Annotated in this window: 21 protein-coding genes; 14 read left to right on the plus strand and 7 right to left on the minus strand. The window is 67.9% G+C overall.

All coding sequences use genetic code 11. The annotated features are described in order from the left end of the window. Positions 1 to 11: 11 nt before the first annotated feature. On the plus strand, positions 12 to 824 hold the full coding sequence (locus AC3WUT_RS12865; protein WP_492347468.1) for a helix-turn-helix domain-containing protein: 813 nt from the start codon (positions 12 to 14) through the stop codon (positions 822 to 824). Between the two features lie 54 nt (positions 825 to 878). On the opposite strand, the gene AC3WUT_RS12870 is transcribed toward AC3WUT_RS12865, so the two are convergent. Further along, positions 879 to 1,802, minus strand: coding sequence for a LysR family transcriptional regulator (locus AC3WUT_RS12870; protein WP_492347469.1), 924 nt, complete (start codon positions 1,800 to 1,802; stop codon positions 879 to 881). Positions 1,803 to 1,981: 179 nt separating this feature from the next. Here AC3WUT_RS12870 and AC3WUT_RS12875 point away from each other — a divergent pair, with 179 nt between their 5' ends. From AC3WUT_RS12875 to AC3WUT_RS12935, 13 genes are all read left to right on the plus strand, one after another. Then, on the plus strand, positions 1,982 to 3,658 hold the full coding sequence (locus tag AC3WUT_RS12875) for a DUF1302 domain-containing protein (protein ID WP_492347470.1): 1,677 nt from the start codon (positions 1,982 to 1,984) through the stop codon (positions 3,656 to 3,658). An 18-nt stretch (positions 3,659 to 3,676) separates the two neighbouring features. Then, positions 3,677 to 5,038: a DUF1329 domain-containing protein gene (locus tag AC3WUT_RS12880; protein ID WP_492347471.1), complete on the plus strand. Its 1,362-nt coding sequence runs from the start codon at positions 3,677 to 3,679 to the stop codon at positions 5,036 to 5,038. A gap of 130 nt (positions 5,039 to 5,168) precedes the next feature. Next, complete coding sequence (locus tag AC3WUT_RS12885; RefSeq protein ID WP_492347472.1) at positions 5,169 to 6,464, plus strand: WD40/YVTN/BNR-like repeat-containing protein; 1,296 nt, start codon at positions 5,169 to 5,171, stop codon at positions 6,462 to 6,464. Beyond that, on the plus strand, positions 6,461 to 8,908 hold the full coding sequence (locus tag AC3WUT_RS12890; RefSeq protein WP_492347473.1) for an efflux RND transporter permease subunit: 2,448 nt from the start codon (positions 6,461 to 6,463) through the stop codon (positions 8,906 to 8,908). The genes AC3WUT_RS12885 and AC3WUT_RS12890 overlap by 4 nt, the downstream gene beginning before the upstream one ends. Before the next feature lie 18 nt (positions 8,909 to 8,926). Next, positions 8,927 to 9,448 carry a nuclear transport factor 2 family protein gene (locus AC3WUT_RS12895; RefSeq protein WP_492347474.1) on the plus strand — a complete coding sequence of 174 codons (522 nt, stop codon included), beginning with the start codon at positions 8,927 to 8,929 and terminating at the stop codon, positions 9,446 to 9,448. A gap of 41 nt (positions 9,449 to 9,489) precedes the next feature. Next, a complete protein-coding gene (locus tag AC3WUT_RS12900) occupies positions 9,490 to 10,662 on the plus strand; it encodes an alpha/beta hydrolase family protein (protein ID WP_492347475.1) in 1,173 nt (390 codons plus the stop codon). Positions 10,663 to 10,696: 34 nt separating this feature from the next. Continuing rightward, positions 10,697 to 11,650 carry a VOC family protein gene (locus tag AC3WUT_RS12905; protein ID WP_492347476.1) on the plus strand — a complete coding sequence of 318 codons (954 nt, stop codon included), beginning with the start codon at positions 10,697 to 10,699 and terminating at the stop codon, positions 11,648 to 11,650. Between the two features lie 13 nt (positions 11,651 to 11,663). Continuing rightward, positions 11,664 to 12,038, plus strand: a complete 375-nt coding sequence (locus AC3WUT_RS12910; RefSeq protein WP_492347477.1) for a Rieske (2Fe-2S) protein — start codon at positions 11,664 to 11,666, stop codon at positions 12,036 to 12,038. Then, on the plus strand, positions 12,035 to 13,168 hold the full coding sequence (locus tag AC3WUT_RS12915; RefSeq protein ID WP_492347478.1) for an FAD-dependent oxidoreductase: 1,134 nt from the start codon (positions 12,035 to 12,037) through the stop codon (positions 13,166 to 13,168). The genes AC3WUT_RS12910 and AC3WUT_RS12915 overlap by 4 nt, the downstream gene beginning before the upstream one ends. Before the next feature lie 68 nt (positions 13,169 to 13,236). After that, positions 13,237 to 14,379 (plus strand): MFS transporter, encoded by a 1,143-nt coding sequence (locus AC3WUT_RS12920; RefSeq protein ID WP_492347805.1) that lies wholly within the window; start codon positions 13,237 to 13,239, stop codon positions 14,377 to 14,379. Between the two features lie 29 nt (positions 14,380 to 14,408). Next, positions 14,409 to 15,212 carry a cyclase family protein gene (locus AC3WUT_RS12925; protein WP_492347479.1) on the plus strand — a complete coding sequence of 268 codons (804 nt, stop codon included), beginning with the start codon at positions 14,409 to 14,411 and terminating at the stop codon, positions 15,210 to 15,212. A gap of 32 nt (positions 15,213 to 15,244) precedes the next feature. After that, positions 15,245 to 15,868 carry a cupin domain-containing protein gene (locus tag AC3WUT_RS12930; RefSeq protein ID WP_492347480.1) on the plus strand — a complete coding sequence of 208 codons (624 nt, stop codon included), beginning with the start codon at positions 15,245 to 15,247 and terminating at the stop codon, positions 15,866 to 15,868. After that, positions 15,868 to 16,845, plus strand: a complete 978-nt coding sequence (locus AC3WUT_RS12935) for an NAD-dependent epimerase/dehydratase family protein (RefSeq protein ID WP_492347481.1) — start codon at positions 15,868 to 15,870, stop codon at positions 16,843 to 16,845. The genes AC3WUT_RS12930 and AC3WUT_RS12935 overlap by 1 nt, the downstream gene beginning before the upstream one ends. Before the next feature lie 22 nt (positions 16,846 to 16,867). On the opposite strand, the gene AC3WUT_RS12940 is transcribed toward AC3WUT_RS12935, so the two are convergent. The 6 genes from AC3WUT_RS12940 to AC3WUT_RS12965 all read right to left on the minus strand — a co-directional run bounded on the left by AC3WUT_RS12940 (position 16,868) and on the right by AC3WUT_RS12965 (position 23,798). Next, positions 16,868 to 17,965: a protein-glutamate methylesterase/protein-glutamine glutaminase gene (locus AC3WUT_RS12940; RefSeq protein ID WP_492347482.1), complete on the minus strand. Its 1,098-nt coding sequence runs from the start codon at positions 17,963 to 17,965 to the stop codon at positions 16,868 to 16,870. Beyond that, positions 17,962 to 18,507: a chemotaxis protein CheD gene (locus AC3WUT_RS12945; protein ID WP_492347483.1), complete on the minus strand. Its 546-nt coding sequence runs from the start codon at positions 18,505 to 18,507 to the stop codon at positions 17,962 to 17,964. The genes AC3WUT_RS12940 and AC3WUT_RS12945 overlap by 4 nt, the downstream gene beginning before the upstream one ends. After that, on the minus strand, positions 18,504 to 19,337 hold the full coding sequence (locus AC3WUT_RS12950) for a CheR family methyltransferase (protein WP_492347484.1): 834 nt from the start codon (positions 19,335 to 19,337) through the stop codon (positions 18,504 to 18,506). Before AC3WUT_RS12950 ends, AC3WUT_RS12945 begins: the two co-directional genes overlap by 4 nt. 120 nt (positions 19,338 to 19,457) lie before the next feature. Then, the gene (locus AC3WUT_RS12955; RefSeq protein WP_492347485.1) at positions 19,458 to 19,991 is read right to left on the minus strand and encodes a chemotaxis protein CheW; all 534 of its coding nucleotides are present in this window, start codon (positions 19,989 to 19,991) and stop codon (positions 19,458 to 19,460) included. Between the two features lie 13 nt (positions 19,992 to 20,004). Then, positions 20,005 to 21,630 carry a methyl-accepting chemotaxis protein gene (locus AC3WUT_RS12960; protein WP_492347486.1) on the minus strand — a complete coding sequence of 542 codons (1,626 nt, stop codon included), beginning with the start codon at positions 21,628 to 21,630 and terminating at the stop codon, positions 20,005 to 20,007. Positions 21,631 to 21,647: 17 nt separating this feature from the next. After that, positions 21,648 to 23,798 (minus strand): chemotaxis protein CheA, encoded by a 2,151-nt coding sequence (locus AC3WUT_RS12965; RefSeq protein WP_492347487.1) that lies wholly within the window; start codon positions 23,796 to 23,798, stop codon positions 21,648 to 21,650. Positions 23,799 to 23,801 lie beyond the last annotated feature (3 nt).

Here is a 23,801-nt window from a genome sequence, read left to right on the forward strand (position 1 = left end):
TCACCCAGCCCATGAGCGCCGAGAGCCGACATCGAATCCACCGCCACCCGGCAGCGCCTTGGGCCGAACTGCGCGTCAGCGTGGACACCCTGGCCTGTTACCGGCCGCATTCCCATTCCGAATACTCGATCGGGCTGGTCGATCAGGGCCAGGCCAACTTTCATCACCCCGGCGGACCGAATCCTGTGAGGCCCGGATCGGTCGTCATGATCGAGCCTGACGTGGTGCATTCCTGCAATCCCGTGCGTCAGCAACCCTGGTCCTATCGCATGCTGTTTGTCGAGGCCGCCTGGCTGCACCAAGCCCTGGCCCAACTCTGGAACCTGCCCGCCCCGCTGACGGGGCTGGAGTTCCTGTCCCGCTGTGTGGACGACCCGGTCGTGGCGGGCCAGGTCCGAGGGCTTAGCGAGCCCCTGGATTCCGAGGCAGCCGCCCTGGCCCTGGCGCGGCAGCTGCCGGCATGGATCTCGAACTGGGCCCGTCCGGGGCGGGTGCACGACGTGGAGCGAGTGCCTGAGGCGCTGGCCCCGGCCATCGAGAACCTGCGAGCACAGCCTGAGCAGAAGCTCACCGTGCGTGAACTGGCGGCGCTGTGCGAGCTGTCGGAGGCCACCTTCATCCGGCGCTTCCAGGGGGCTTTTGGCATGACACCGGGCCGCTACCTGCACAACCTGCGCCTCAATGGCGCGAGAACACTGCTGTCCCGAGGCGTGCCCTTGGCCGAGGCCGCCCATGCGATGGGGTTCGCCGATCAGGCTCACCTGCAGCGCAGCTTCAAGGCCCACCATGCCATGACCCCGGGCAACTACAGACTTCGCCCCTGACCGACAGCCCCCGGCTTGCTGCCTGCTGCCTGCTGCCTGTGGTCACGGCGGCTCTCAGGCTGCCGGGTTGACCTGGTCCATCCTGGCCGCGGCCGCCAGCAGGGTCTGCCTCAGCCAGAGCAGGCCGGGGTCTTTCGATCGGTGCTTGTGCCATTGCATCACCTGCACCATCGGCGGGATCGGCAGGGGAGGGCGCAGCAGCCGGATCGGCAGATGCCGGCTGGCCTGCAGGGCCAGGCGCCGATGCAGGGTGGCGATGCGGTCGGTGCCCACCACCAGATGCGGCGCGGTCATGAAGCTGAAGGTCGACACTTCCACCCGCCGCTCCATGCCCTGGCGCCGCATGTAGTCAGACTCCAGCGATTGCCCACCGGCCGGGGGCTGCATGATCACATGGCCAGCGGCCAGGTACGAGTCCAGGGTCAGCTCGCGGTCTCGGAAACGGCCCTGGTTGCACACCGCACACACAAAATCGTCCAGAAACACGGTGTCCGTCGGGTGGTCGGGTGAACAGAACTCTTTTGGAATCACCAGCAGATCTGCCTCGCCTTGCTCCAGCGCGCGCTGGGGTTGCTCCACCTGGGGCAGCAGGTGAAAACGCACCCGGCGGGCCTGTTCATGGGCCAGCACCATCAGGTGCGGCATCAGGGTGCTCAGCGAATAGTCCGACACGAAGATGCGGAACTCACGCTCCGAGCGCAGCGGGTCGAACTCGGGCTGGGCCGTGATGGTGGTGTCCACCCGCATCAGCACATCGCGCACCGCCTCTTTCAAGACCTCGGCACGGGGCGTCAGCTCCATGCGCCGCCCCACCTGCACCAGCAGTTCGTCATCGAAATACTCACGCAGGCGGGCCAGTGCATTGCTCATGGCCGATTGGCTCAGGTGCTGGCGTTCAGCTGCCCGGCTGATGCTGCAGGTGCTCAGCATCGCGTCCAGCGCGACCAGCAGGTTCAGATCCAGTTTGTTGAAGCGCATGGCGTGGGCCGGGGTCGCACCTCGGTGTTAACCCCTTATGTATTCATGAGATCGATATCTTAGATGGATTGAAACCATTTTACGAATGTGTGTCGTGTTCGTAATCTTCGTGTCAGCGATCGGTCAAGCCGGTCACAGCCTCAGCAAGAAGGCCCCTGAAACCCACGGAGACACACACGATGCACAACAGACCTCAGCGCCTGCGCTCGCGCACAAGATGGACCCGGCTGCCCCTGATGGCACTGCCCATGGTCCTGGCCCAGGGGGCGCAAGCCTTCGAACTGGACACTGGCAACGACGATCTCAAGATCCGCCTCGACAACACTGTCAAGGCCAGCACGCAATACCGCCTGCAAGGCGCCAGCCCGGCCCTGGTCAACAGCACCCGTCAGTTGGTGCCCGGTGTGGCCGCATCGGCCTTTCCCCAGGCGCTGAACCTGAATGCCGGTGACGACAACTTCCGCAACAAGGGCATCGTCTCCAAGCGCCTCGATCTGCTGAGCGAACTCGATGTGGTCTATCGCAAGGACCTGGGCCTGCGCCTCAGTGCGGCAGCGTGGTACGACGCTTCTTATGGCGGCAGCACTGCCGCCACCGATGTCGCCAATGGCCAGGCCGTCTACAACCAGTTCTCCAGCGCCACCCGCGACCTGGCCGGCCGCAAGGCCGAGGTGCTGGATGCCTTCATCTTTGGGGCGCTTCCGCTGGACAACGGCAACAAGGCCACCGGCCGCCTGGGCCGCCATGCCCTGCAGTACGGCGAAAGTCTGTTCTTCGGCGACAACGGCATTGCCCGGGCTCAGGGGCCGATCGACCTCTGGAAGCTGATGTCCTCGCCCAATGCCCAGTTCAAGGAGATCATCCGCCCCGTGCCCCAGGTCTCGGCCCAGGTGCCGCTGTCGTCCGATGTCTCGGTGGGCGGCTACTACCAGTTCCGATGGGAGGCCGATCGCATGGCGCCGGCCGGCAGCTACTTCAGCAGTGTCAACACCATCTGGGGGGGCTCGGGTCTGAACGAGGTGGTCGGCACCAGTGTCTTGCAGCCCGGCTCGGATGTGCGCCCGCCCAACAGCGGGCAATTCGGCGCCCAGCTCAAATGGCGCCTGGAGGAGACCGACCTCGGCTTCTATGCCGCGCGCTACCACGACAAGGCCGGCCAGCTCTACTCGCAGCTCAATGTGACGGGCGGGCAGGGCAACTGGTACTACGTCTTCCCTGATGCCGTGAAGACCGTGGGTGCCAGTGCCAGCCGCTCGCTGGGCAACACCAACGTGTCCATCGAGACTTCGCTGCGCAGCAACATGCCGCTGGTCAACAGCAACATCGTCTATGCCAACGTGGCTCCCGCCGGCACCCTGGCCACCGGCAAGACCGCCCACCTGAACCTGTCGTGGATCAGCTCCCTGGGCCCCAGCTTCCTGGCCCGCGAGGCCAACTTCATGGGTGAGATCGCCTGGAACCGCGTGCTCAGCAAGAACGACCCCGAGGGCCACCTCGACCCGCTGCGCACCCGCGACGCCACCGCCTTGCAGATGGTCTTCAGCCCCAGCTACCGCCAGGTCTTGCCGGGCCTCGACCTCAGCGTGCCGGTCGGGCTGCGCTATGTGTTGGACGGCAACTCTTCGGTCACCGGTCTGGCCTGGGGCCCCAAGGGCACAGGCTCGGCCACGCTGGGGCTGGAGGGCACCTACCAGGGGGTATGGCAGTTCTCGCTCAACTACACCCGCTTCCTGGGCGGTGCTGCGCCCTTCGTCAACTACACACCGTTGCTCACGGGCGGCACCGCCACCTACAGCACCGGCAACACCCTGGCCGACCGCGACTTTGTCTCGCTGTCCGTGCGCCGGACTTTCTGATTTCGACTGGAGACAAGCGTGAACAAGACAATGCTGATTTCGATGCTGGCCGCCGCTGCTGCGGTTTCAGGGATGGTGCCCGCAGTGGCGGCGGTGAGTGCCGAAGAAGCCGCCAAACTCAAGTCCGAACTGACCCCCTTCGGGGGCCAGAAGGCCGGCAATGCCGACGGCAGCATCCCGGCCTGGACCGGGGGCTACACCCAGCCCATCCCCGGCGACAAACCCGGCGGCCGCCGGGGCGACCCCTTCAAGGACGAGAAGCCCCTGCTGTCGATCAATGCCAAGAACGCCGAGCAATACGCCGCCAAACTCAGCGACGGCACCCGGGCCATGCTCAAGAAGTACCCCGACAGCTTCCGGGTCGATGTCTACCCCAGCCACCGCACGGCGGCGGCGCCGCAATGGGTGTACGACAACACCTTCAAGAACGCCACCCGCGCCCGGCTCAACAACGACGTGATCGAAGGCGCCTATGGCGGCATCCCCTTCCCCATCCCCAAGAGTGGGGCCGAGGCCATCAGCAACCACAGCCTGCGCTGGCGTGGCACCACCTGGCAGTGGCAGGCCACCCAGTACCAGCTCACCGCCGACGGCAAGGCGGTGCTGACCACCGAGGGCCAGGCCGACCAGCAGATGCCCTATTACTTTGAAGACGGCAGCCCCGAGCAGTTCGCCAAGAAGAACGAGTTCTGGCTGATCCGCCTCATCAACACCGGCCCGCCCATCCGCGCCGGCGAGGCCATCGTGGGCCGCAATCAGGTGGACGGCAGCAAAGACCAGGCCTGGGTCTACCTCACCGGCCAGCGTCGCGTGCGCAAGCTGCCCAACCCCTGCTGCGACACCCCGGCGCCCGCCACCGCCGGTGTGATGAGCTTCGACGAGCTGGAGACCTGGGCTGGCCGCATCGACCGCTTCGACTGGACCCTGGTCGGCAAGCAGGAGATGTTTATCCCCTACAACGGCAACAAACTGCTGCAGCCCAAGACCGACGCCGAGGTGCTGGGCGCCCACCACCTCAACCCCGACCACGTGCGCTGGGAGCTGCACCGCGTCTGGGTGATCGAGGCCAAGCTGCGCCAGGGCCAACGTCACCAGGCCGTGCGCAGCCGTTACTACTGCGACGAGGACACCTGGAACTGCGTGCTCGGTGACCGCTGGGACGCCAACGGCCAGCTCTGGCGCACCCTGTGGTCACAGACCCTGGTGGCCCCTGACCTGCCAGGCACCGTCATCGGCGCCATGGGCGTGAACGATCTGCTCACCGGCCAGGCCTATGTGGCCAACCTCTACAACAGCAAATCGGTGCAGTACGCCATCAGGCCGCGCCTGCCTGACACAGTGTTCACCCCCGATGCCATGGCTGGCGAGGGCATTCGCTGACCATCGTCCCGCGTCGCCTGCTCACCCGCGTCACCCACCGCTACCCCTCACCACACCCCCTCCACCTTCCAGGCCACAGTCGGGCGCAGCGCGCCCGGCAGCCGCCTGCACCCGTGAATCGAGACACGCCATGATCGCGCACGCTGACGCCCCGGCCGGCCTTGCCTGCCCGCGTCGATCCGCCGGGCCCGCGGCACCGCGGCCCACAGCCCCCCCACCGGCCGCCAATGCCTTGGTTGCCCGGGTCGCCACGGTGGCCCCGTCCCATGACCGGCTCGGTGTCCAGTTGCCCCGCCCCCTGCGTCCTTCTTGGGGCGGCCTGCCGGGCGCCCTGATCACTGCCCTGTTGAGTGCCCATCTGTGGGGCCTGGCTGGTCCCGCCCTGGCCACCAGCCCGGTGGGTGACAGCCTGGATCGTCCGGCCCTGGCCACCCGGCTGGGGCCCGGCTCGGTGCTACTGGGCCTGGCCCAGGCCGGCCCCACCACCGTGGCGGTGGGCGAGCGCGGTCTGGTGCTGCTCAGTGCCGATCAGGCCCGGACCTGGCACCAGGCGCAGGTGCCCGTCAGTGTCACCCTGACCGCTGTGCGCTTTGCCGACGACCGCCACGGCATCGCCGTGGGCCATGCCGGCGTGGTGCTCAGCACCGACGATGGCGGCCAGCACTGGCAGCAACGACTCCATGGGCGCCAGATTGCCCAGGCCCTGCTCGACGAGGCCCGCGCTGGCGGGCAGGCGACGTCCATCGCCCAGGCCGAGCGCCTGGTTCAGGAGGGGGCCGACAAGCCCCTGCTCGATCTGGCCGTGCTGTCGTCACAACGCCTGCTGGCGGTTGGCGCCTATGGTCTGGCCGTGGCCAGTGAAGACGGCGGCCAGCACTGGGCGCCATGGACGTCCCGCCTGGACAATCCCAAGGGCCTGCATCTCAATGCGGTGCGCCACCACGGGGCCGCCATTCTGATCGCGGGCGAACAAGGCCTGCTCTTGTACTCCGGCGATGGCGGTGCGCACTTTCAGCGTCTGGCCAGCCCCTATTCCGGGAGCTTTTTCACCGCCGAAATGCTCAGCCCCGTCGAGTTTCTGGTGGCGGGGCTGCGCGGCCAGATTTGGCACACCCGTGACGCGGGCCAGCATTGGCAGGCCATCGCCAACCCCCTGCCTGCCAGCATCACCGGTTCGGTTCGTGGTGCCGACGGTACGCTCTGGTGGGTCAACCAGGCCGGCCAGGTGCTGCAACTGCAAGAGGGCGTGCTCAGGCCCCTCAACAAACAGGCCCTGGCGCCATTGAGCGCCTTGTTGCCCCTGGCGGGCGGCCAGTGGCTCACCGCAGGCCTGCAGGGGGTGCAAAGCATCACTGCCGACGGCGTGACCATGGCCTCGGCCGTCACACCGGCACCCACTGTCAATGGGGCGGGAGCACGACCATGAGCGCCGTCATCACCCCCTTGCCGCCGACCGCCGAGGCGTCCCAGAGCGGCTTTGACACCCGTTCCGGGTCGATCGTCGAGCGCCTGTTGTTCAACAACCGCCTGTGGGTGGTCCTGCTGTGTGCCCTCGCCACCGTGCTGCTGGGCTGGCAGGCCACCCGGCTGCAGCTCAACGCCAGCTTCGAGAAAACCATTCCCGCCAGCCACCCCTATGTGCAGAACTACCTGCAGCACCAGGGCGAGCTCAGTGGACTGGGCAATGCGGTGCGCATCGTCGTGGCCAACCAGCGCGGCAGCAGCCTGTACGACCCGGCCTACCTGGAGACCCTGCGCCAGATCAGTGACGAGGTGTTCCTGATGCCGGGTGTGGCCCGCACCCAGATGAAGTCGCTCTGGACCCCCAACACGCGCTGGGTCGGTGTGACCGAGGATGGACTGGAAGGCGGGCCGGTGATCCCCGATGGCTACGATGGCTCGCCCGCCAGCCTGCAGCAACTGGCGGCCAACATCGCCCGCTCAGGCGAGCAGGGGCAAGTGGTGGCTCTGGACGGCCGCTCCACCGCCCTGTACGTGCCCCTGCTGGAGCGCGACCCCGACGGCCACCACCTTGACTACAGCGCGTTGTCTGCGCGGCTGGAGGCCTTGCGGCTCAAGTACGAGGGCCGCGGCGTCACCTTGCACATCACGGGCTTTGCCAAGATCGTGGGCGACCTCATTGCCGGGGTGCGCATGGTGCTGGTCTTCTTCGCGCTGGCCGTGCTGATTGCCGCCGGCATGGTGTACGGCTTCACCCGTTGCGTGCGCTCCACTGTGCTGGTGGTGCTCGCCTCGCTGGTAGCGGTGGTCTGGCAACTGGGCCTGTTGCCCACCCTGGGCTATTCGCTGGACCCGTACTCCATCCTCGTGCCCTTTCTGGTGTTCGCCATCGGCATGAGCCATGGGGCCCAGAAGATGAACGGGATCATGCAGGACATCGGGCGTGGTGTCTCGCCCTTGGTGGCCGCCCGCTACACCTTTCGCAGGCTCTTTCTGGCAGGCCTCACCGCCTTGCTGGCCGATGCCGTGGGCTTTGCCGTGCTGCTGGTCATCGACATCCAGGTGATCCGCGAGCTGGCGATTGCAGCCTCGCTCGGCGTGGCCATGCTGATCTTCACCAACCTGATCCTGCTGCCCATCCTGCTCAGCTACAGCGGCGTCAGCCCCGCCGCGGCCGAGCGCAGCCTGCGCAGTGAACTGGCCGATGCCGCCGGTGCCGCACGCCACCCGGCCTGGGCCTTGCTGGACCGCTTCACCCAGCGCCGCTGGGCCTGGGGCGCGCTGGGGGTGGCCGCCGTCCTGGCCGTCACGGGCTACCAGTGGAGCACCCACTTGCAGATCGGCGATCTGGACCCCGGCGCCCCCGAGCTGCGCGCCGACAGCCGCTACAACCGCGACGTGGCCTACGTCAATGCCGCCTATGGCGCCTCCAGCGATGTGCTGGCCGTCATGGTCAAGACCCCCGAGGGCCAGTGCGCCAACTACGCGGTGCTGAACCGCGTCGATGCCCTGGAGTGGCAATTGCGCCAGATCGACGGTGTGGAGGCCACCAACACCTTGTCGCTGCTGAATCGGCGCGTGCTCACCGGCCTCAACGAGGGCAATCCCCGGTGGTATGAATTCCTGCCCAACCAGGCCATGCTCAACACCGTCACGGCGGGGGCGCCGCGCGGGCTGTACAACGATGCCTGCAGCCTGCTCACGGTGTACGTGTACCTGCGCGACCACAAGGCCGACACGCTGAACCGGGTTGTGGCCCAGGTCGAGGCCTTTGCCCGCGACAACAACGGCCCCGAAGGGCAGTTTCTGCTGGCCGCAGGCTCGGCCGGCATCGAGGCCGCCACCAACATCGTGGTCAAGAGCGCCTGGCACCAGATGCTGCTGCTGGTCTATGCCGCGGTGGTGCTGCTGTGCTTCATCACCTTCCGCTCGTGGCGGGCCGTGGGGGTGGCTGTGCTGCCCCTGATGCTGACCTCGGTGCTGGCCGAGGCCCTGATGGTGGGGCTGGGCATGGGCGTGAAAGTGGCCACCCTGCCCGTGATCGCCCTTGGGGTGGGCATCGGGGTTGATTACGCCCTCTACATCCTGAGCATCACCCTGGCCCAACTGCGCGCTGGCGCCACCCTGTCACAGGCCTATTACCAGGCCCTGCTGTTCACCGGCAAGGTGGTCATGCTGACCGGTGTCACCCTGGCCATTGGCGTCATCACCTGGGTGTTCAGCCCCATCAAGTTCCAGGCCGACATGGGCCTGCTGCTGGCCTTCATGTTCCTCTGGAACATGCTCGGCGCCCTGGTGCTGCTGCCCGCCCTCGCGCACTTTCTGCTGCGCTCCACTCAGCCCACTCAGCCCACTCAGCCCACTCAGCCCATCCAGGGCCCCGCCCTGAACCCGTCCCCCGCCCTCTGACACCGAAGAAGGAACCCCATGAAGCTGACCCACCCCCTGCCGGGCCACCGCCTGCTGCGCCCAGCCTTTCGCGTCGGCCTCGCCGCCCTCACGGCTCTGGCCGCCGGCCTGGGCCTGCCGGCCGTTGCGCAGACCGCCCCCGAGCAGGTGTTCCAGCAGTACCTGGCGGCCGTCAAGGCCCATGACAAGGCCGCCGTCGAGGCCTTGATCGCCGAGGACGTAGCGCGCTCCGACTTCCCGGCCTGCCGCCCCGAGATGAGCAACAAACAATGCCTGTCGCTGTACATCGACGCCACCGTGCTCAGCCAGGCCGGCGAGATCACCGTGCTGCGCACCCAGGTCCAGGGCGACACCGTGCACGCCACGCTGGAGCTGCGCAGCGCCCTGACCCGCCGTGCCGGCGTGGAGCGCGCACGGGGCACCGACGAGGTGCGCGTGCGGCAGGGGCGCATCGCGGCCTTCCGCTTCGTGCCCGACTTTGCCGACGAGCCCACCCGCCGCTTCTTTGCCAGCCTGGGCATCGGGCCCGGGGCGCACTGAGCCGGGCTGACAGCACACCGCATTTTTGAAGAGGACCTTGCATGTTTCGTTTCTTTCCCACCAACTACGTCTGGGATCTGTCGGTCAACCTGGCCATCGAGATGGGCGCCCGCATGGGCGAGATCCAGGCCATGTGCGCGCCCCTGGCCGAAGCCGCCCAGCAGCCCGACGCCGCCGGCACGGCCGCCTTTCGCGAGACCTGGGTGCGCATGGCCAATCAGCTCAGCGAACTGGCGGCCGAAGACGAGGCCCGAGGCCGGCTGATCTCGGCCGGCGACAAGCTCAACCGGGCTGCCACCTACTTGATCACGGCCGAACGCCTGTTGGCCCATGGCAGTGAAGGGCGGCTGGCCCTGTACCAGCAGTTTCTGCAGACCTTCCGCCGCAGCATCGAGCTGAGCGGCGAGAACTGCGAGTTCGTGCGCATCCCCTACGAAGGCCAGCACCTGTCGGGTCTGCTGGTGCGCGCCGAGGGGGTCAGCGGGCCAGCCCCCATCCTGGTCCAGCTCAACGGCCTGGACTCGACCAAGGAGATGAAATACCGCGTGGGCCTGCCCGCCTGGCTGGCGCAACGCGGCGTGGCCTCGCTGATCATCGACCAGCCCGGCACCGGCGAGGCCCTGCGCCTGCAGGGCCTCACCGCGCGCTACGACACCGAGCACTGGGCCAGCCGCGTGGTCGACTGGCTCGAAACCCGTGCCGACATCGATCCCCGGCGCATCGGCCTCGAAGGGGTGTCCCTGGGTGGCTACTACTGCCCGCGTGCGGTGGCCTTTGAGCCGCGCTTTGCCTGCGGCGTGGTGTGGGGCGCCAACCACGACTGGCGCGATGTTCAGAAGAAGCGCCTGGCCCGCGAGGGCAGCCTGCCCGTGCCCCACTACTGGGAGCATGTGCGCTGGGTCTGGGGCGCCAAGGACCCCGACGACTTCATGCGCATCGCCGAAAACGTGCACCTGGACGGCGTGCTCGACCGCATTCGGGTGCCCTTCCTGGTCACCCATGGCGAGAAGGACTCGCAGATCCCCGTGCACTGGGCCCACCGCAGCTACGAGCAGCTGGTGAACAGCCCCAAGCGCGAGCTCAAGGTCTTCACCGACCGCGAAGGCGGTGTGCAGCACTCGAGCTTCGACAACTCCGCCAATGCCGGTGCCTACATCGCCGACTGGGTGGCCGAAACCCTGGGTGGGCGTACCGCGCTGCCCGCCACCCGCTGACCTGAACCCCCACCTTCATTTCTGGAGACATTGCATGAACATCATCGGACCCGACGCCCTGGTCTTTGGCGTTGACGACCTGGCCGCCTGCAGCCGCTACCTCATCGATTACGGCCTGCAACCGGTCGATCTGGGCGCCGACGGCGGTCGCTTTGAAGCCCTGGACGGCACCGCCATCGTGCTGGCCCGCCGTGACGACCCGGCCTTGCCGACGGGCCTGGGCACGGCCAGCCAGCTGCGCAAGACCGTCTACGGCGTGGCCGATGCTGCCACCCTGGAGGCGATTGCCGCCGAACTGGGGCGCGACCGCGAGGTGCGCCGCCTGCCCGACGGCTCGCTTGAAACCCTGGATGACATGGGCTTTGCCCTGGGCTTTCAGCTCAGCGTGCGCCGCCCCATCGCTTTACCGGCCGAAACCGTCAACGCCCCCGGTGCGTCGACACAACGCCCGGCCAACCAGGTGGCCGCCAGCGACGACACCCCGATCCGCCCCCGCACCCTGTCCCACGTGGTGTATTTCGTGCCCGATGCGGCCCGGGCCGAGGCCTTTTACGTGCAACGCCTGGGCTTTCGTTGCACCGACCGCTTCACCGGCGTGGGCCCCTTTCTGCGCCCTGCCGGCACGCTGGACCACCACACCCTGTTCCTGATCGAGACCCCGCCTTTCATGAAGGGGGTGGAGCATTTCACCTTCCACCTCGGCGGCCCTTCGGAGCTGATGCAGGCCGGCACGCGCTTCGCCAACCAGGGCTATCAGTCCTTCTGGGGCCCGGGGCGACACCGCTTTGGCTCCAACTGGTTCTGGTACTTCAACAGCCCCCTGGGCTGCCATGTCGAGTACGACGCCGACATGGACCTGCACGACGACCAGTGGCAGGCCCGCGAGACCCCCATGGGCGCCGACGCCTCGCAGCTGTTCCTGTTCCAGCACCGCGACAAGTGGGCCCCTTCCGGCCCGCCCCCCGGTGCAGCGAAGGCACAACACTGAGGCGAGCCCCACCGTGTCACCCTGGATCCGCCTGTGCCATGTCGATGAGCTGCCCGAGGGCAGTTCGCGCGGCTTTGATCCCCTGCAGCAGGGGCAGGACTCGGTGCTGCTGGTGCGCCGCCAGGGCCAGGTCCATGCCTACCGCGACGCCTGCCCCCACCACGGCGGCACGCCCATGGCTTGGCGCAAGGACGCCTACCTCAACGCCGCAGGCGACCGCATCGTCTGCCATGCCCACGGCGCGCAGTTCGACGTCGCCACCGGCCAATGCACCCTGGGCCCCTGCCTGGGTCAGGCCTTGTCGCGGCTGGACCTTGTGCAGAGTCCGCAGGGCGAGCTGCGACTGCAACGCCATCAATTGATATCAAAAAACGGAGACATCCCATGAGCCCACAAGCACAACACAAGATCCTCATCATCGGCGGCGGCTTTTCCGGCATGTCGGCCGCCATCGAGCTGCGCAAACACGGCCATGCGGTCGACCTGGTTGAGATCGACCCCGGCTGGCGCTCGTATGGTGCGGGCATCAGCCTCGGCGGCGCCACCCTGCGCGCCTTCCGGCAACTGGGCATCCTGGAGCCTTTCCTGCAGGTCGGCCACGCCTCGGATGGCGTCGAGCTGCTGGCCCCGAATGGCGCCACGCTGGCCCACCTGCCCACGCCACGCATCGCGGGGGCCGATGTGCCGGGGGGCGGCGCCATCATGCGCCCCGTGCTCGCGCGTCTGCTGGCCGAGGCCACCCGGGCCTCGGGCACCCAGGTGTTCCTGGGCTGCACCTTCAGCGAGATCCGGCAGGACGCCGAGGGCGTCGACGTGCGCTTCACCGATGGCAGCCAGCGCCGCTACGACCTGGTCATCGGGGCCGATGGCCTGTACTCCAAGGTGCGGCAGAGCGTGTTCCCGCAGGCTCCGGCCCCGCGCTACAGCGGCCAAGCCGTGTGGCGCGCCGTGCTGCCCCGCCCCGACAGCGTGGGCGGCGCCATCATGTGGGTGGGCCCCAAGATCAAGGTGGGTGTCAACCCGGTCTCCCAGACCGAGATGTACTTGTTCGTGACCGAAGACCGCGAGCACAACACCCACGTGCCGCCGGCCGATTTCCATCGCCTGCTCGACGCCTTGCTGGCCCCCTTCAGTGCGCCCCAGGTGCAGCAGCTGCGCAGCCTGCTCACGCCAGAGTCGCAGATCGTGTTCCGCCCCCTCGAAGGCCTGCTCATGCCCCGCCCCTGGCATCAGGGGCGGGTGGTGTTGATCGGCGACACCGTGCACGCCACCACGCCGCACCTGGCCTCGGGCGCCTGCATCGGCATCGAAGACGCCCTGGTGCTCGCGCAGGAGCTGGCGTCCGGTGACGGCCTCGATGCCGCTCTGCAGCGCTTCGAAGATCGCCGCTGGGAGCGTTGCCGCATGGTGGTCGAGAATTCCGGTCGCCTGGGCGAAATCGAGATCACGGGCGGCGACAAGGCCGAACATGCCCGCATCATGCGCGACTCCCTGATGAGCCTGGCGGAGCCCGTATGAGCCACCCGCTGACCGACACAAGCCCGCAGCCCAACCAGACCGAGCGCTGGCCGGCCCGCCTGGCGCTGATGCTGGCGCACTGCGCCGGCATGCTGGATCTGGTGGCCCTGCCTGTCTGGGTGGGTACGCTGATCTCGTCCTACCACCTGGACCCTCAGCAGGCTGGGGGCCTGGCCACCCTGTTTCTGGTGGGGGCGGTGTTCAGCAGCCTGGCCGTGGCGCCGCGCCTGCACCGCCTGCCCGGGCGCCTGCCGGTCGCCCTGGGTTTTGGCCTGGCCGCGCTGGCCTTTGCCGGCGCGTCCCAAACCGCCGACTACGCCGCCATGGCGGTGCTGCACGCCCTGGCGGGCGTGAGCTCTGCCGCCGCACTCAGTTGCACCCACGGCACCATTGCACGCAGCGCCAACCCGCACCGCCTGTTTGCCTTGGTCGGCATCGCCCTGGGGGTGTTCGCCGTGCTGTTCTTTGCCGCCGTGCCGCCCTTGCTGGCGAGCCTGGGCGGTGCCCTGCTGTTCAAGGTGTTCGCTGCGGTCATGGCTGTGGCTTGCGTGGCCACGGGCTTGGCATACCCACGCGCCGCCGCGCTGATGACGGGGCAGGGCGTTGCGGCCCCAGGCCCCCGCGTGGCGCTGGGCCGGGCTGTCTGGCTCGGGGCCTTGGGGGTGAGTTGCATGGCCGTGGTGCAGGCCATGATGTTCAGCTTTCTCGAGCGCATCGGCATGGACCGGGGCTTTGGTCTGCAGGCGGTCAATGCGGTCCTGGTGGCCCTGGGCCTGGTCAACCTGCTGCCGGCCGGCCTGGCCGCCCTGCTGCAACGCCGCTGGCCGGCCGAGCGCGTGGTGCTGTGCGGCCCGCTGGCCCAGGCGGTGCTGGTGCTGGTGATCACGCAAAGCCAGCAGTTTGCGCCCTATGCCGCGGCGGCCTCGGTGTTTGCCGCGGTGATGATCTTCACCCACACCTTTGCCTTCGGCCTGCTGGCCCGGCTCGACCCCAGTGGTCGGGCCCTGGCCGCCACGCCGGCCATGATGATGGCGGGCGCCGCCCTGGGCCCGGTGCTGGGCGGCACGCTGGTCAAGTGGGCCGGCTACGAGAGCCTGGCCGGCGCGGCCGTGCTCATGGCCGCCTGTGCCGTGATCTGTTTCTCACAAGCGCGCCCGCGCCCGCGCTCGACGACCCCCTCGCCCCCGCCCCCTCAGCCGGCCGGAGTCTGATATCCCTGACTGACCACCCCCAACGATCCATGAGCACCAAACCCACCCGCCGCCTGGTCGACCTGTCGATCTACCTGGAAAACGATGTGCTGTCCGACCCGCCTCCGCTGGCGCCGCGCATCACCTACCAGACCCACGCCGACACCTTGCCCGAGTTCATGCACATGCTGCCCGGCACCGTACCGGCCGACTACCCCGATGGCCAGGCCGCCGCAGCCGAGTGGGTCACCCTGACCACCCACAACGGCACCCACCTCGATGCGCCCTACCACTTCCACGCCACCATGGACGCCCGCCTGGGCGAGGCCCGGCCCGCCATCACCATCGACCAGGTGCCGCTGGAGTGGTGTTTCCAGCCCGGCGTGAAGCTTGACTTCCGGCATTTTCCGGACGGCTATGTGGCCACCGCCGCTGATGTGGAGGCCGAACTGGCGCGCATCGGCTACAGCCTGCAGCCGCTCGACATCGTGCTGGTCAACACCCGGGCCGGCGAGCGCTACGGCCACAGCGACTACCTGAACGCCGGCTGCGGCATGGGCTACGAGGCCACCATGTACCTGTTGGAGCGCGGCGTGCGCCTGACCGGCACCGACGCCTGGAGCTGGGACGCCCCCTTCTCCTACACCGCCCAGCGCATCGCCGAAACCGGCAACAAGGCCCTGATCTGGGAGGGCCACAAGGCCGGGCGCGACATCGGCTACTGCCACCTGGAGAAGCTGCACCAGCTGGAGGCCCTGCCACCCCATGGCTTCACCATCAGCTGCTTCCCGCACAAGATCCGCGGTGCCTCGGCCGGCTGGACCCGGGCCGTGGCCATCTTCGATCCTGAATGAATCGGCCGCTGGCGGCCTCTGCCCTGAACATCATGAACACCCCATCCGACACCCACCCCTTGCCCCCCATCCACCGCGTCGTGACCGGCCATGACGAGCGCGGCCAGGCCGTCGTCAGCAGCCAGGGCCCGCTGCCCACGGTGGTCGCCATCGAAGCCATCCCTGGCACCGTCTTCCACGAGGTCTGGAGCACCGAGGCCACGCCCGCCCGGGTGGACAACGGCCCCGACCCCACCCTGGGCCCGTTGCGCCTGCCGCCCCCGGCTGGCGGTACCCGGCTGCGCTTTGTCGACATCCCGCCCGACACCGCCGATTACCTGGCCACCGGGGCCGGCCGCATGAAAGAGGCCTTCACCCAGATCGGTGACGCCAGTGCCTCCACTGTGGCGGCTGATTCGCCCCACCCCTTGATGCACCGCACCGAGTCGGTGGACTACGGCGTGGTCATCGAAGGCGAGATGACCCTGGTGCTGGACGACTCCGAGGTGCTGCTGCGCCCAGGCAGCGTGGTGGTGCAGCGCGGCACCAACCACGCCTGGGCCAACCGCTCGGGGCGGCCCTGCCGCATGCTGTTCGTGCTGGTGGACGGGCAGTACGACGCTGACATGGCGCGCTGTCTGGCCAGCCGCTCGGCCCACCCTGCCGGAGCCCTCTGATGCATGTGCTGATCACGGGGGCGGACGGCTTTGTGGGCGCAGCGCTGGTGCAGCGCTTGTTGCGGGTGATGCCCCTTGGGGCAGGGCAGGGGGGATTGCGCCTCACCCTGGTCGACCGGCACTTTCGTCAAGGTTCGCCGGGGGCCGGGCATCGCCAACACACCGGCCACTTCGCCGATGCAGCCTTGCTGCAAAGCCTGTCGGAGGACCCGCCCCAACAGGTGTTCCACCTGGCCAGCATGCCTGGCGCGCTGGCCGAGCGTGAGCCTGAGGCCGGCCTTCAGGCCAATCTGCTGGGCACCGTGCACCTCCTTGAACACTTGGCCGGCCTGACCCGGCAGGGGCGCACGCCGCCGGCTCGGGTGGTGTTGGCCAGCTCGGTGGCCGTCTATGGCGCACTGGGGCCCGGGCCGGTCGGCGAAGACCTGCTGCCGCAGCCCCAGCTCAGCTACGGCACCCACAAGTGGATGAGCGAGCTGCTGCTGGCCGACTACGCCCGTCGCGGCGAGCTGGACGGTTGCAGCCTGCGCCTGCCCGGCATCGTGGCCCGGCCGCCTGCGGAAAGCGGGCACGGCTCTGCCTTCATGAGCCAGATCTTCCATGCCTTGCGTGCCGGCAACCCTTATGAGTGCCCGGTGTCGCCCGAGGCCGTGTGCTGGTGGATGTCGCTGGCTTGCTGCCTGGACAACCTCTTGCATGCGGCCAGCCTGCCTGCCTCGGCCATGCCGGCCTCGCGTTGCTGGCAGTTGCCGGTGCTGTGCCTGCCGGTGGCCAGCGTCATCGAAGCCACTGCACACAACCTGGGGCGGCCGGCTGCTGCGTTGATCCAGCACCGGCCCGACAGCCGCATCGAGGCCCTGTTCGGCCGCCAGCCGCCGCTACAAACCCCTGCGGCCGAGGCGGCCGGCTTTCGGCACGACGGGTCAGTGCAGGGACTGGTGGCACGGGTGTTGGGCACCGCCGGGGGCATGGCCTGACCAAGAGTGGGCGGGGGGCCGGTCAGCGCCGCCGCCCGAACTCCATGATCGCGCCTGCCATGGCCTCCAGTCGCAGCACGCGCCGTGCCGCACCCAGTTGCACGGCTTCGCGCGGCATGCCGTAGACCACGCACGTGGCCTCGTCCTGGGCGATGGTGTCGGCATTGGCTTCGCGCATCTGAAGCAAGCCGCGGGCGCCATCGTCGCCCATGCCGGTGAGGATCATGCCCAGGGCATTGTTGCGCGCCACCGTGGCGACCGAGCGAAAAAGCACGTCCACGCTGGGGCAATGGCGGTTCACTGGCGGGCCTGGCGCCACATCGACGTGGTACTGGGCGCCGCTGCGCCGCAGCTGCATGTGCTGACGCCCTGGCGCAATCAACACGCGCCCACTCAGCACCCGGTCACCGGGCCGGGCCTCGCGCACCTCGACCGCGCACAGGCTGTTGAGCCGCGCTGCAAAGGCCGCGGTGAACTTCTCAGGCATGTGTTGCACCACCACGATGCCGGGCGCAGTCGGTGGCAGCGCGACCAGAATCTCTTCCAAGGCCTGGGTCCCACCCGTCGAGGTACCAATGGCCACCACGCGATCGGTGGTTTCATGCAGGGCATCCGGCATGGTGGGCCCAGACAGCGGGCGCGCGGCCGGCGCGGGCACGGCGGCCATGGGCAGGGGCTTCAGGGGTGTGCGCGTCGGCGTGCTGCGCAATCGGCTCAGGTTGACCCGGCTGGCCGCGCGGACCGCTGAGACCACGTCGTCAGAGGCATCCACCAGAAAGCCGCTCACGTCGCTTCGGGGCTTGGTCACGATGCCGGCGGCGCCGGCTGCCAGTGCCTGCAAGGTGGTCTGTGCTCCGGCTTCGGTGAGGGTGGAGCAGATCACCACCGGCGTGGGTCGTTCGGCCATGATGCGGCGCAAGAAAGTGATGCCGTCCATGCGCGGCATCTCCACGTCCAGAACCAGCACGTCGGGCCAGTCACGCTTCATCTTGTCGAGCGCGAACAGCGGATCGGGCGCTGTGGCGATGACCTGGATGTCCGGCACCGCCGACAGCACCTGGGTGAGCACCTTGCGCACCGTTGCCGAGTCGTCCACCACCATCACGCGTATTTGCTTCATGCCTGTGCTCCTGTTGTTGCCACGCCTTCGTCGAATCCCTCGCAAGGCGAGAACCGCAGCCAGACATCGCCGCTGCTCAGGTCGAGCCGCAGTTGCCGATATCCCTGTCCACCCAGGTGCTGCGCCACCACGCGCAGACCGTGGTGGCGCACCAGCCGGTGGGCCTGCTCGACATTGCGCAGGTGCACCTGCAGCGCTTCGCCGCCGCCCGCCGTGCTGGCGAACATGCGCCCGCCGCCAAACAGCTTGACCTCACACTCGGTCGGCGTGCAGCCGGCGCGCCGGGCTGCGGCCAGCAGCAGGGCCAGGGCTTCGTCCCCGTAGCGGCCATCGAGCACCCGCCGTTCCAGACCTCGGGCGGTCGGGCCGCGTTCGGGCAGCATGTAATGGCACAGCCCGCCCGCCTGGGTCTTGGGGTGCCACAGCGTGACAGCCACGCACGAACCCAGCAGGGTGCCGACCCGTTGTTCGCCCTGGCCGAACCAGACCTCGCCGGGCATGACCATCTTCTCTGGCCTCGGGGTCCAGGGTGTGGCGGTCATGCGTGCTTGCGATAGACCGACGGCGAATGCGCTTGCAGCAGCGGGCTGATCCCGTTGAGGCTTTCCGAATGGCCGACCACCAGCCAGCCCCGGGGCCGCAGTGCCCGCAGCAGGCGTTCGATCACGCTGCGCTTGGTGGCATCGTTGAAGTAGATCATCACGTTGCGCAGGAAGATCACGTCGAAATCGCCCAAGTCGGGCAAGGTCTCATTGAGGTTGACCTGCTCGAAGCGGACCCGGCGCCGCAGTTCGGGCGCGATCAGAAAGCGGCCGTGCTGTGCCCCCACACCTTTGAAGCAGAACGCGCGCAGAAAGGGTTCGGGGATCTCGCGTGCCAGCGCCGTGTCGTACAAGCCCTGGCGGGCCCGCTCCAGCACACGGGTCGACAAGTCGGTGCCAAGCACCTCCCAGGGCGCCGCGCCCAGCACGTGGGCCATCAGCATGGCCAGGCTATAGGGTTCCTGCCCCGTAGAGCACGCGGCGCTCCACACGCGCAGCGGGCGGCCTGCCGGGTGCTGGGGCAGCACCGTGTCGCGCATCAGCTCGAAATGCCCCGGCTCGCGAAAGAAGTGGGTCTCGTTGGTGGTCAGCAGGTCGACTGCCAGCTGGTGTTCCTGAGGATCGCGCTGAAGCAGCTCGAAGTAGGCCTCGAAGCTCCCCAGACCGTGCTGGGCCACGCGCCGTGCCAGCCGGCCAGCCACCAATGCCTTTTTGGCCGGGCCCATGGTGATGCCGGCCACCCGGTGTATCCAGTGCTGGAACAGGCCGAACTCGGTGTCGCCCAGCACCCATCCTGCGGGCGCGGCGCCTGGTTGCAGGGCGCGGCTCATGGCCCAGCCTCCGCGGTGCGATGCGTGTTGATGCTGTGGCTGTGCATGTGCTGCCATCTCCATTTGGCGGCGCGGTGCGCCGCCTGCGTGCGGGGGGGGGCCAGCAGGCGGCTTGCGCGATCAGGTGAGGGCCTCGTGGGCCGGGGCGTTGCGCAGGTCTTTGAGCTCTTCGAGCGACAAGGTCTTGTGCACGTTCAGGATCAGCACAAAGCGCTCCTTGACTTTGCCCATGCCCTGCAGGAAGTCAGGCCGGATGCCGGTGCCGAAGCTTGGCGGCGGCTCGATGGCGGCGGCGGCGATGTCCAGCACCGCATTGACGGCGTCGACGATCACCCCGATCACCTGTGGCCCGAGGTCCGACGCCTCACCGGCGGGCAGCTCGAGGATCACCACGCAGGTGCGCCGGCCGACCACGCTGGGCTCGCCGCCGAAGCGGCGCGACAGATCGATCACTGGCACCACCGTGCCGCGCAGATTGATCACCCCGCGCATGAAGGCCGGCATCATCGGCACCAGGGTGATGGGCCCGAATTCGATGATCTCCTTCACCTGCTCGATGCCCATGGCATAGACCTCGCCCTGCAGGGTGAAGCTCAGGTACTTGTGGGTGCCGGAGAGGGCCCCGCGGTCACGTTCGGCCAAGGCTGTACTCATCGCAACCCCTTGTTCAGAAACGCACGAAGTCAGGGCCCGGCGAGGTGATTGCCACCGCATTCCGGCGCAGCGCAGGCACCACGGCCGGGCGGGGCGTGGCGCGGTTCTCGGGCGGCTGTGCCGCAGGCGCGATCTCGCTGGCACCGAGCTTGAAAAAGGCCATCAGGCTTTGCAGTTGCTCGGCCTGGGAGCTCATTTCCTCGGCTGTGGCGGCCAGCTCTTCGCTGGCCGAGGCGCTTTGCTGGGTGGTCTGGTTGAGCTGGTTGACGGCGGTGTTGATTTGGGCGACACCGGTGTTCTGCTCTTCGCTGGCTGCGGCGATCTCTTTCACGAGGTCGGAGGTCTTGCGGATCGATGGAACCATCTCCTCCAGCAGCTTGCCTGCCCGTTCGGCCTGCTCGACCGAGTTGGTGGCCAGCTCGCCGATCTCTTGTGCCGCCTCCTGGCTGCGCTCGGCGAGCTTGCGCACTTCGTCGGCCACCACGGCAAAGCCCTTGCCATGTTCACCGGCCCGCGCGGCCTCGATGGCCGCATTCAGTGCGAGCAGATTGGTCTGGTAGGCAATGTCGTCGATGATGCCAATCTTGCCGGCGATGCTCTTCATGGCGCCGACGGTCAGCTTCACGGCCTCGCCGCCCTCACCGGCATCCCTGGCCGCGTGGGCCGCCATGCCGTCCGTGACGCGCGCGTTCTCTGCGTTTTGCTGGATCGAGGCGCTGGCCTGTTCGATGGTGGCCGACATTTCTTCCACGCCGGCCGCCTGTTCGGTGGCACCCTGAGACAGCGACTGTGCGGTCGACGAGACCTGTTCGGATGCGCTGGACAGGCTGTTGGAAGCGGCGCGCACCTCCCCGATGATCTGGGCCAGCTTGGCCACCATCTCGCCCATGGCCTGGAGCAACTGGCCCACCTCGTCGCGCCCACGCACCTCGATGCGGGCGCTCAGATCCCCCTCAGCCAGACGGCGCGCCGCTGCCGTGGCTTCGCCCAGCGGGCGCGTCACGCTGCGGGTCACGCCATACGCCACGGCCAGGGCCACCAAGACCGACGCCAGCGCGAGGATGGCCATCAGCTCGCGGGTGGCTTGGTACTGGGCATCGGCCTGCTCGCCGGCCTTTTTCACCATGCCCACCTGGTATTGGATCATTTCATTGACCACCCCTTCGTACTCACGCTGGGCATCGCGCATCTCGGTCACCATCAGCACGGTGGCTGCGTCGAATTTGCCGGCCTCGACCAGGCTCAGGTACTGAACCAGGCCTTGGCCGAACTTGGCGCGTTTCTCCTTGATGCGCGACAGGAGCATCTTGCCGGTCTCGGTGCTGATGCCCTTGTCGAGGGTGTTCAGCAATTCGGTGAAGTTGTTGCGGATCTTGGCGATCTTCTCCAACTCGGCCTTGACCACCGCGGGCTCGCGCGACAGCACGATGTTGCGCATGGCCAGGTTGGCCACATTGAGTGAATCAATCAGCGCGTTGGCTGTGATGGTGTTCGGAAAGCGTCGGTTGACGATGGTCTGCATATCGTCATTGATCTGGCTCATCTTGAAGACGGCCGTGGCCACCGTGGCCAGCAACACGGCGATCACCAGGAAGAAGCCCAGGCCCATGCGCAGGCCGATGCGAAAATTGTTCAACATAAGGAATGCTCCGAGAATCAATGGGTTGAAAACACGGAGCGGGCCTCTTGCGAGGCGCTCCATGAGGCCTGGTTGACCAGGGCCGGTATGTCCAGCATCAGCGCTACTTCGCCGCTGCCCAGGATGGTTGAGCCCGAGATACCGGGCAAGCCCTCCATCAAGGGCCCGAGAGGTTTGATCACCGCCTGGAATTCGCCCTTGAGCTGATCCACCACCAGGCCGGCCTTGCGGGTGCCGAGTTGAACCACGACCACGTTCTCGCGCCGCGTCGCCCGGCCCGGCAGCCCGAAATGGCGCCTCAGCCGCAGCAGTGGCAGGACCTCGCCGCGCAGGTTTGTGTAGTCGTGCGCTTCGGTGCCGAGTTGCACGCACTCCAGCACCGCATCCAGTGGCACCACGTAATGGGCTTCGCCCACGGCCATCAGAAAGCCGTCGATGATGGCCAGGGTGAGCGGCAGGCGGATGCGGAACAGCGTGCCCCGGCCCGCCACGCTTTCGATGTCCAGCGTGCCGCGCAAGGCCTCGATGCTGCGCCGCACGACGTCCATGCCAACACCTCGTCCCGACAACTTGCTGATCTGCTCGGCAGTCGAAAAACCAGGCTCGAAGATCAGCGCCCAGACCTCGGCGTCGCTGAGGTGGGCCTCGGTGGTGAGCAGGCCCTTTTCGCGTGCCTTGGCCAGGATGCGTTCGCGGTTCAACCCGGCACCATCGTCCGCCACCTCGATCACGATGCCGCCCGCCTCATGGCGTGCGCGCAGCTCCAGCCGCCCGGCCGCAGGCTTGCCGGCCGCCAGTCGGTCCAGGGGGGCTTCCAGGCCGTGGTCCATGGCATTGCGCATCAGGTGGGTCAAAGGGTCGCCCAGGCGATCCACCATCGACTTGTCGAGTTCTGTGTCGCCGCCACTGATGTGCAGCTCGATTTCTTTGCCCAGGTCCTTGGACACGTCGCGTACCACGCGGCGGAATCGGTTGAAGGTGTCGCCGATCTCCACCATGCGCAGGCGCATCGCGCCGTCGCGCACGTCTTCGGTCAGGCGCGACATCACCGACACCGCTTCGCGCAGTGCACGGTCCTGGTTGCGTGTGGCCTGCACACTCACCGAAGCGCTGGCAATGATCAGCTCGGCCACCCGGTTGATCAGCGCGTCGAGCTTGTCTGAGTGCACGCGGATCATCTTGGCTTCTTGCGACTGGCGTTGGCGCAGTTCGTTCTGGCGCCCGATGGCGCCTTGCACCAGTTCGGCTTGCACCGCGCGCTCCTCGACCAGGATCTCGCCCAGCGGGGCCCGCTCTGCGTCGGGCTCTGCCTGTTGCTCCGCCAGCGCCCGACTCAGCTCGTGGGCAGTCAGTGCACCGCAGGCCTGCAGGATTTCGCCCAGGCGCAGCCGGTCGGCCGGCAGGGCCTCGATCAGGCGCAGGTAGTCGTCGACCCGGCTGTCGGGCGGCAGGATGCGAAGCTCGCAGTCCTGGCTCACGAACTCGAACACCGACTCGATCTCAAGCTTGCTGGCGGCGCTGGCCAGACGGATCTCGAAACCGAGGTAGCAGGACTCTGGGTCCATCGTCTCAAGCGCTGGCAACTGGGTGCTGAGGGTGCTGATGTGCACCACGCGACCCAGGGTGCGCAGGTGATGAATGAAGGGGGCGGGGTCGAAGCCTTCCTGGAACAGGCCGGTCGAGAAGCGCAGCGACAGATGCCACAGGTCCTGGTCATTGCGGGTGCTGGCTTGCGCCACGGGGGGGGCGGTGCAGGTCGGCGAGGCGGCCGCGTCCAGCGGGGCCAGGGCGTGCAGCCGTTCGACCAGGGCCAGGCCCAGCATCGGCAGACCGTCGTCGCGTTCACCGGCCGTGTCGCCAGCGACGTCGATCAGGCGGTGAATGTGGTCGCCGCACTGCAGCAGCAGGCTGACCATGTCACCCTGCAGGTTCAGACTGCCTGAGCGCACCCGGTCCAGCAGGGTCTCCACGTGGTGGGTGAAGCCGACGATATCGTCCAGCCCGAACAGCCCAGCCGAGCCCTTGATGGTGTGGGCGGCGCGGAACACCGCGTGGATCGCCTCCGCATCGCCGGGCTCGCGCTCCAGGCTCATCAGCGCGCTTTCCATCTCGCCGAGAAGGCCGCGACTCTCGGCGAAGAAGGTGTGCAGCACATCGTTGAATTCCATGGG

The sequence above is a fragment of the Curvibacter sp. EU05-FHT14A10 genome (assembly GCF_058791075.1).

Bases quoted from the DNA above. Each gene is read 5' to 3' on its own strand.
- AC3WUT_RS12865 (WP_492347468.1), top strand. From the start codon at position 12: ATGAGCGCCGAGAGCCGACATCGAATCCACCGCCACCCGGCAGCGCCT.
- AC3WUT_RS12870 (WP_492347469.1), bottom strand. From the start codon at position 1,802: ATGCGCTTCAACAAACTGGATCTGAACCTGCTGGTCGCGCTGGACGCG.
- AC3WUT_RS12875 (WP_492347470.1), top strand. From the start codon at position 1,982: ATGCACAACAGACCTCAGCGCCTGCGCTCGCGCACAAGATGGACCCGG.
- AC3WUT_RS12885 (WP_492347472.1), top strand. From the start codon at position 5,169: ATGATCGCGCACGCTGACGCCCCGGCCGGCCTTGCCTGCCCGCGTCGA.
- AC3WUT_RS12890 (WP_492347473.1), top strand. From the start codon at position 6,461: ATGAGCGCCGTCATCACCCCCTTGCCGCCGACCGCCGAGGCGTCCCAG.
- AC3WUT_RS12895 (WP_492347474.1), top strand. From the start codon at position 8,927: ATGAAGCTGACCCACCCCCTGCCGGGCCACCGCCTGCTGCGCCCAGCC.
- AC3WUT_RS12900 (WP_492347475.1), top strand. From the start codon at position 9,490: ATGTTTCGTTTCTTTCCCACCAACTACGTCTGGGATCTGTCGGTCAAC.
- AC3WUT_RS12905 (WP_492347476.1), top strand. From the start codon at position 10,697: ATGAACATCATCGGACCCGACGCCCTGGTCTTTGGCGTTGACGACCTG.
- AC3WUT_RS12915 (WP_492347478.1), top strand. From the start codon at position 12,035: ATGAGCCCACAAGCACAACACAAGATCCTCATCATCGGCGGCGGCTTT.
- AC3WUT_RS12920 (WP_492347805.1), top strand. From the start codon at position 13,237: ATGCTGGCGCACTGCGCCGGCATGCTGGATCTGGTGGCCCTGCCTGTC.
- AC3WUT_RS12925 (WP_492347479.1), top strand. From the start codon at position 14,409: ATGAGCACCAAACCCACCCGCCGCCTGGTCGACCTGTCGATCTACCTG.
- AC3WUT_RS12930 (WP_492347480.1), top strand. From the start codon at position 15,245: ATGAACACCCCATCCGACACCCACCCCTTGCCCCCCATCCACCGCGTC.
- AC3WUT_RS12935 (WP_492347481.1), top strand. From the start codon at position 15,868: ATGCATGTGCTGATCACGGGGGCGGACGGCTTTGTGGGCGCAGCGCTG.
- AC3WUT_RS12940 (WP_492347482.1), bottom strand. From the start codon at position 17,965: ATGAAGCAAATACGCGTGATGGTGGTGGACGACTCGGCAACGGTGCGC.
- AC3WUT_RS12945 (WP_492347483.1), bottom strand. From the start codon at position 18,507: ATGACCGCCACACCCTGGACCCCGAGGCCAGAGAAGATGGTCATGCCC.
- AC3WUT_RS12950 (WP_492347484.1), bottom strand. From the start codon at position 19,337: ATGAGCCGCGCCCTGCAACCAGGCGCCGCGCCCGCAGGATGGGTGCTG.
- AC3WUT_RS12955 (WP_492347485.1), bottom strand. From the start codon at position 19,991: ATGAGTACAGCCTTGGCCGAACGTGACCGCGGGGCCCTCTCCGGCACC.
- AC3WUT_RS12960 (WP_492347486.1), bottom strand. From the start codon at position 21,630: ATGTTGAACAATTTTCGCATCGGCCTGCGCATGGGCCTGGGCTTCTTC.
- AC3WUT_RS12965 (WP_492347487.1), bottom strand. From the start codon at position 23,798: ATGGAATTCAACGATGTGCTGCACACCTTCTTCGCCGAGAGTCGCGGC.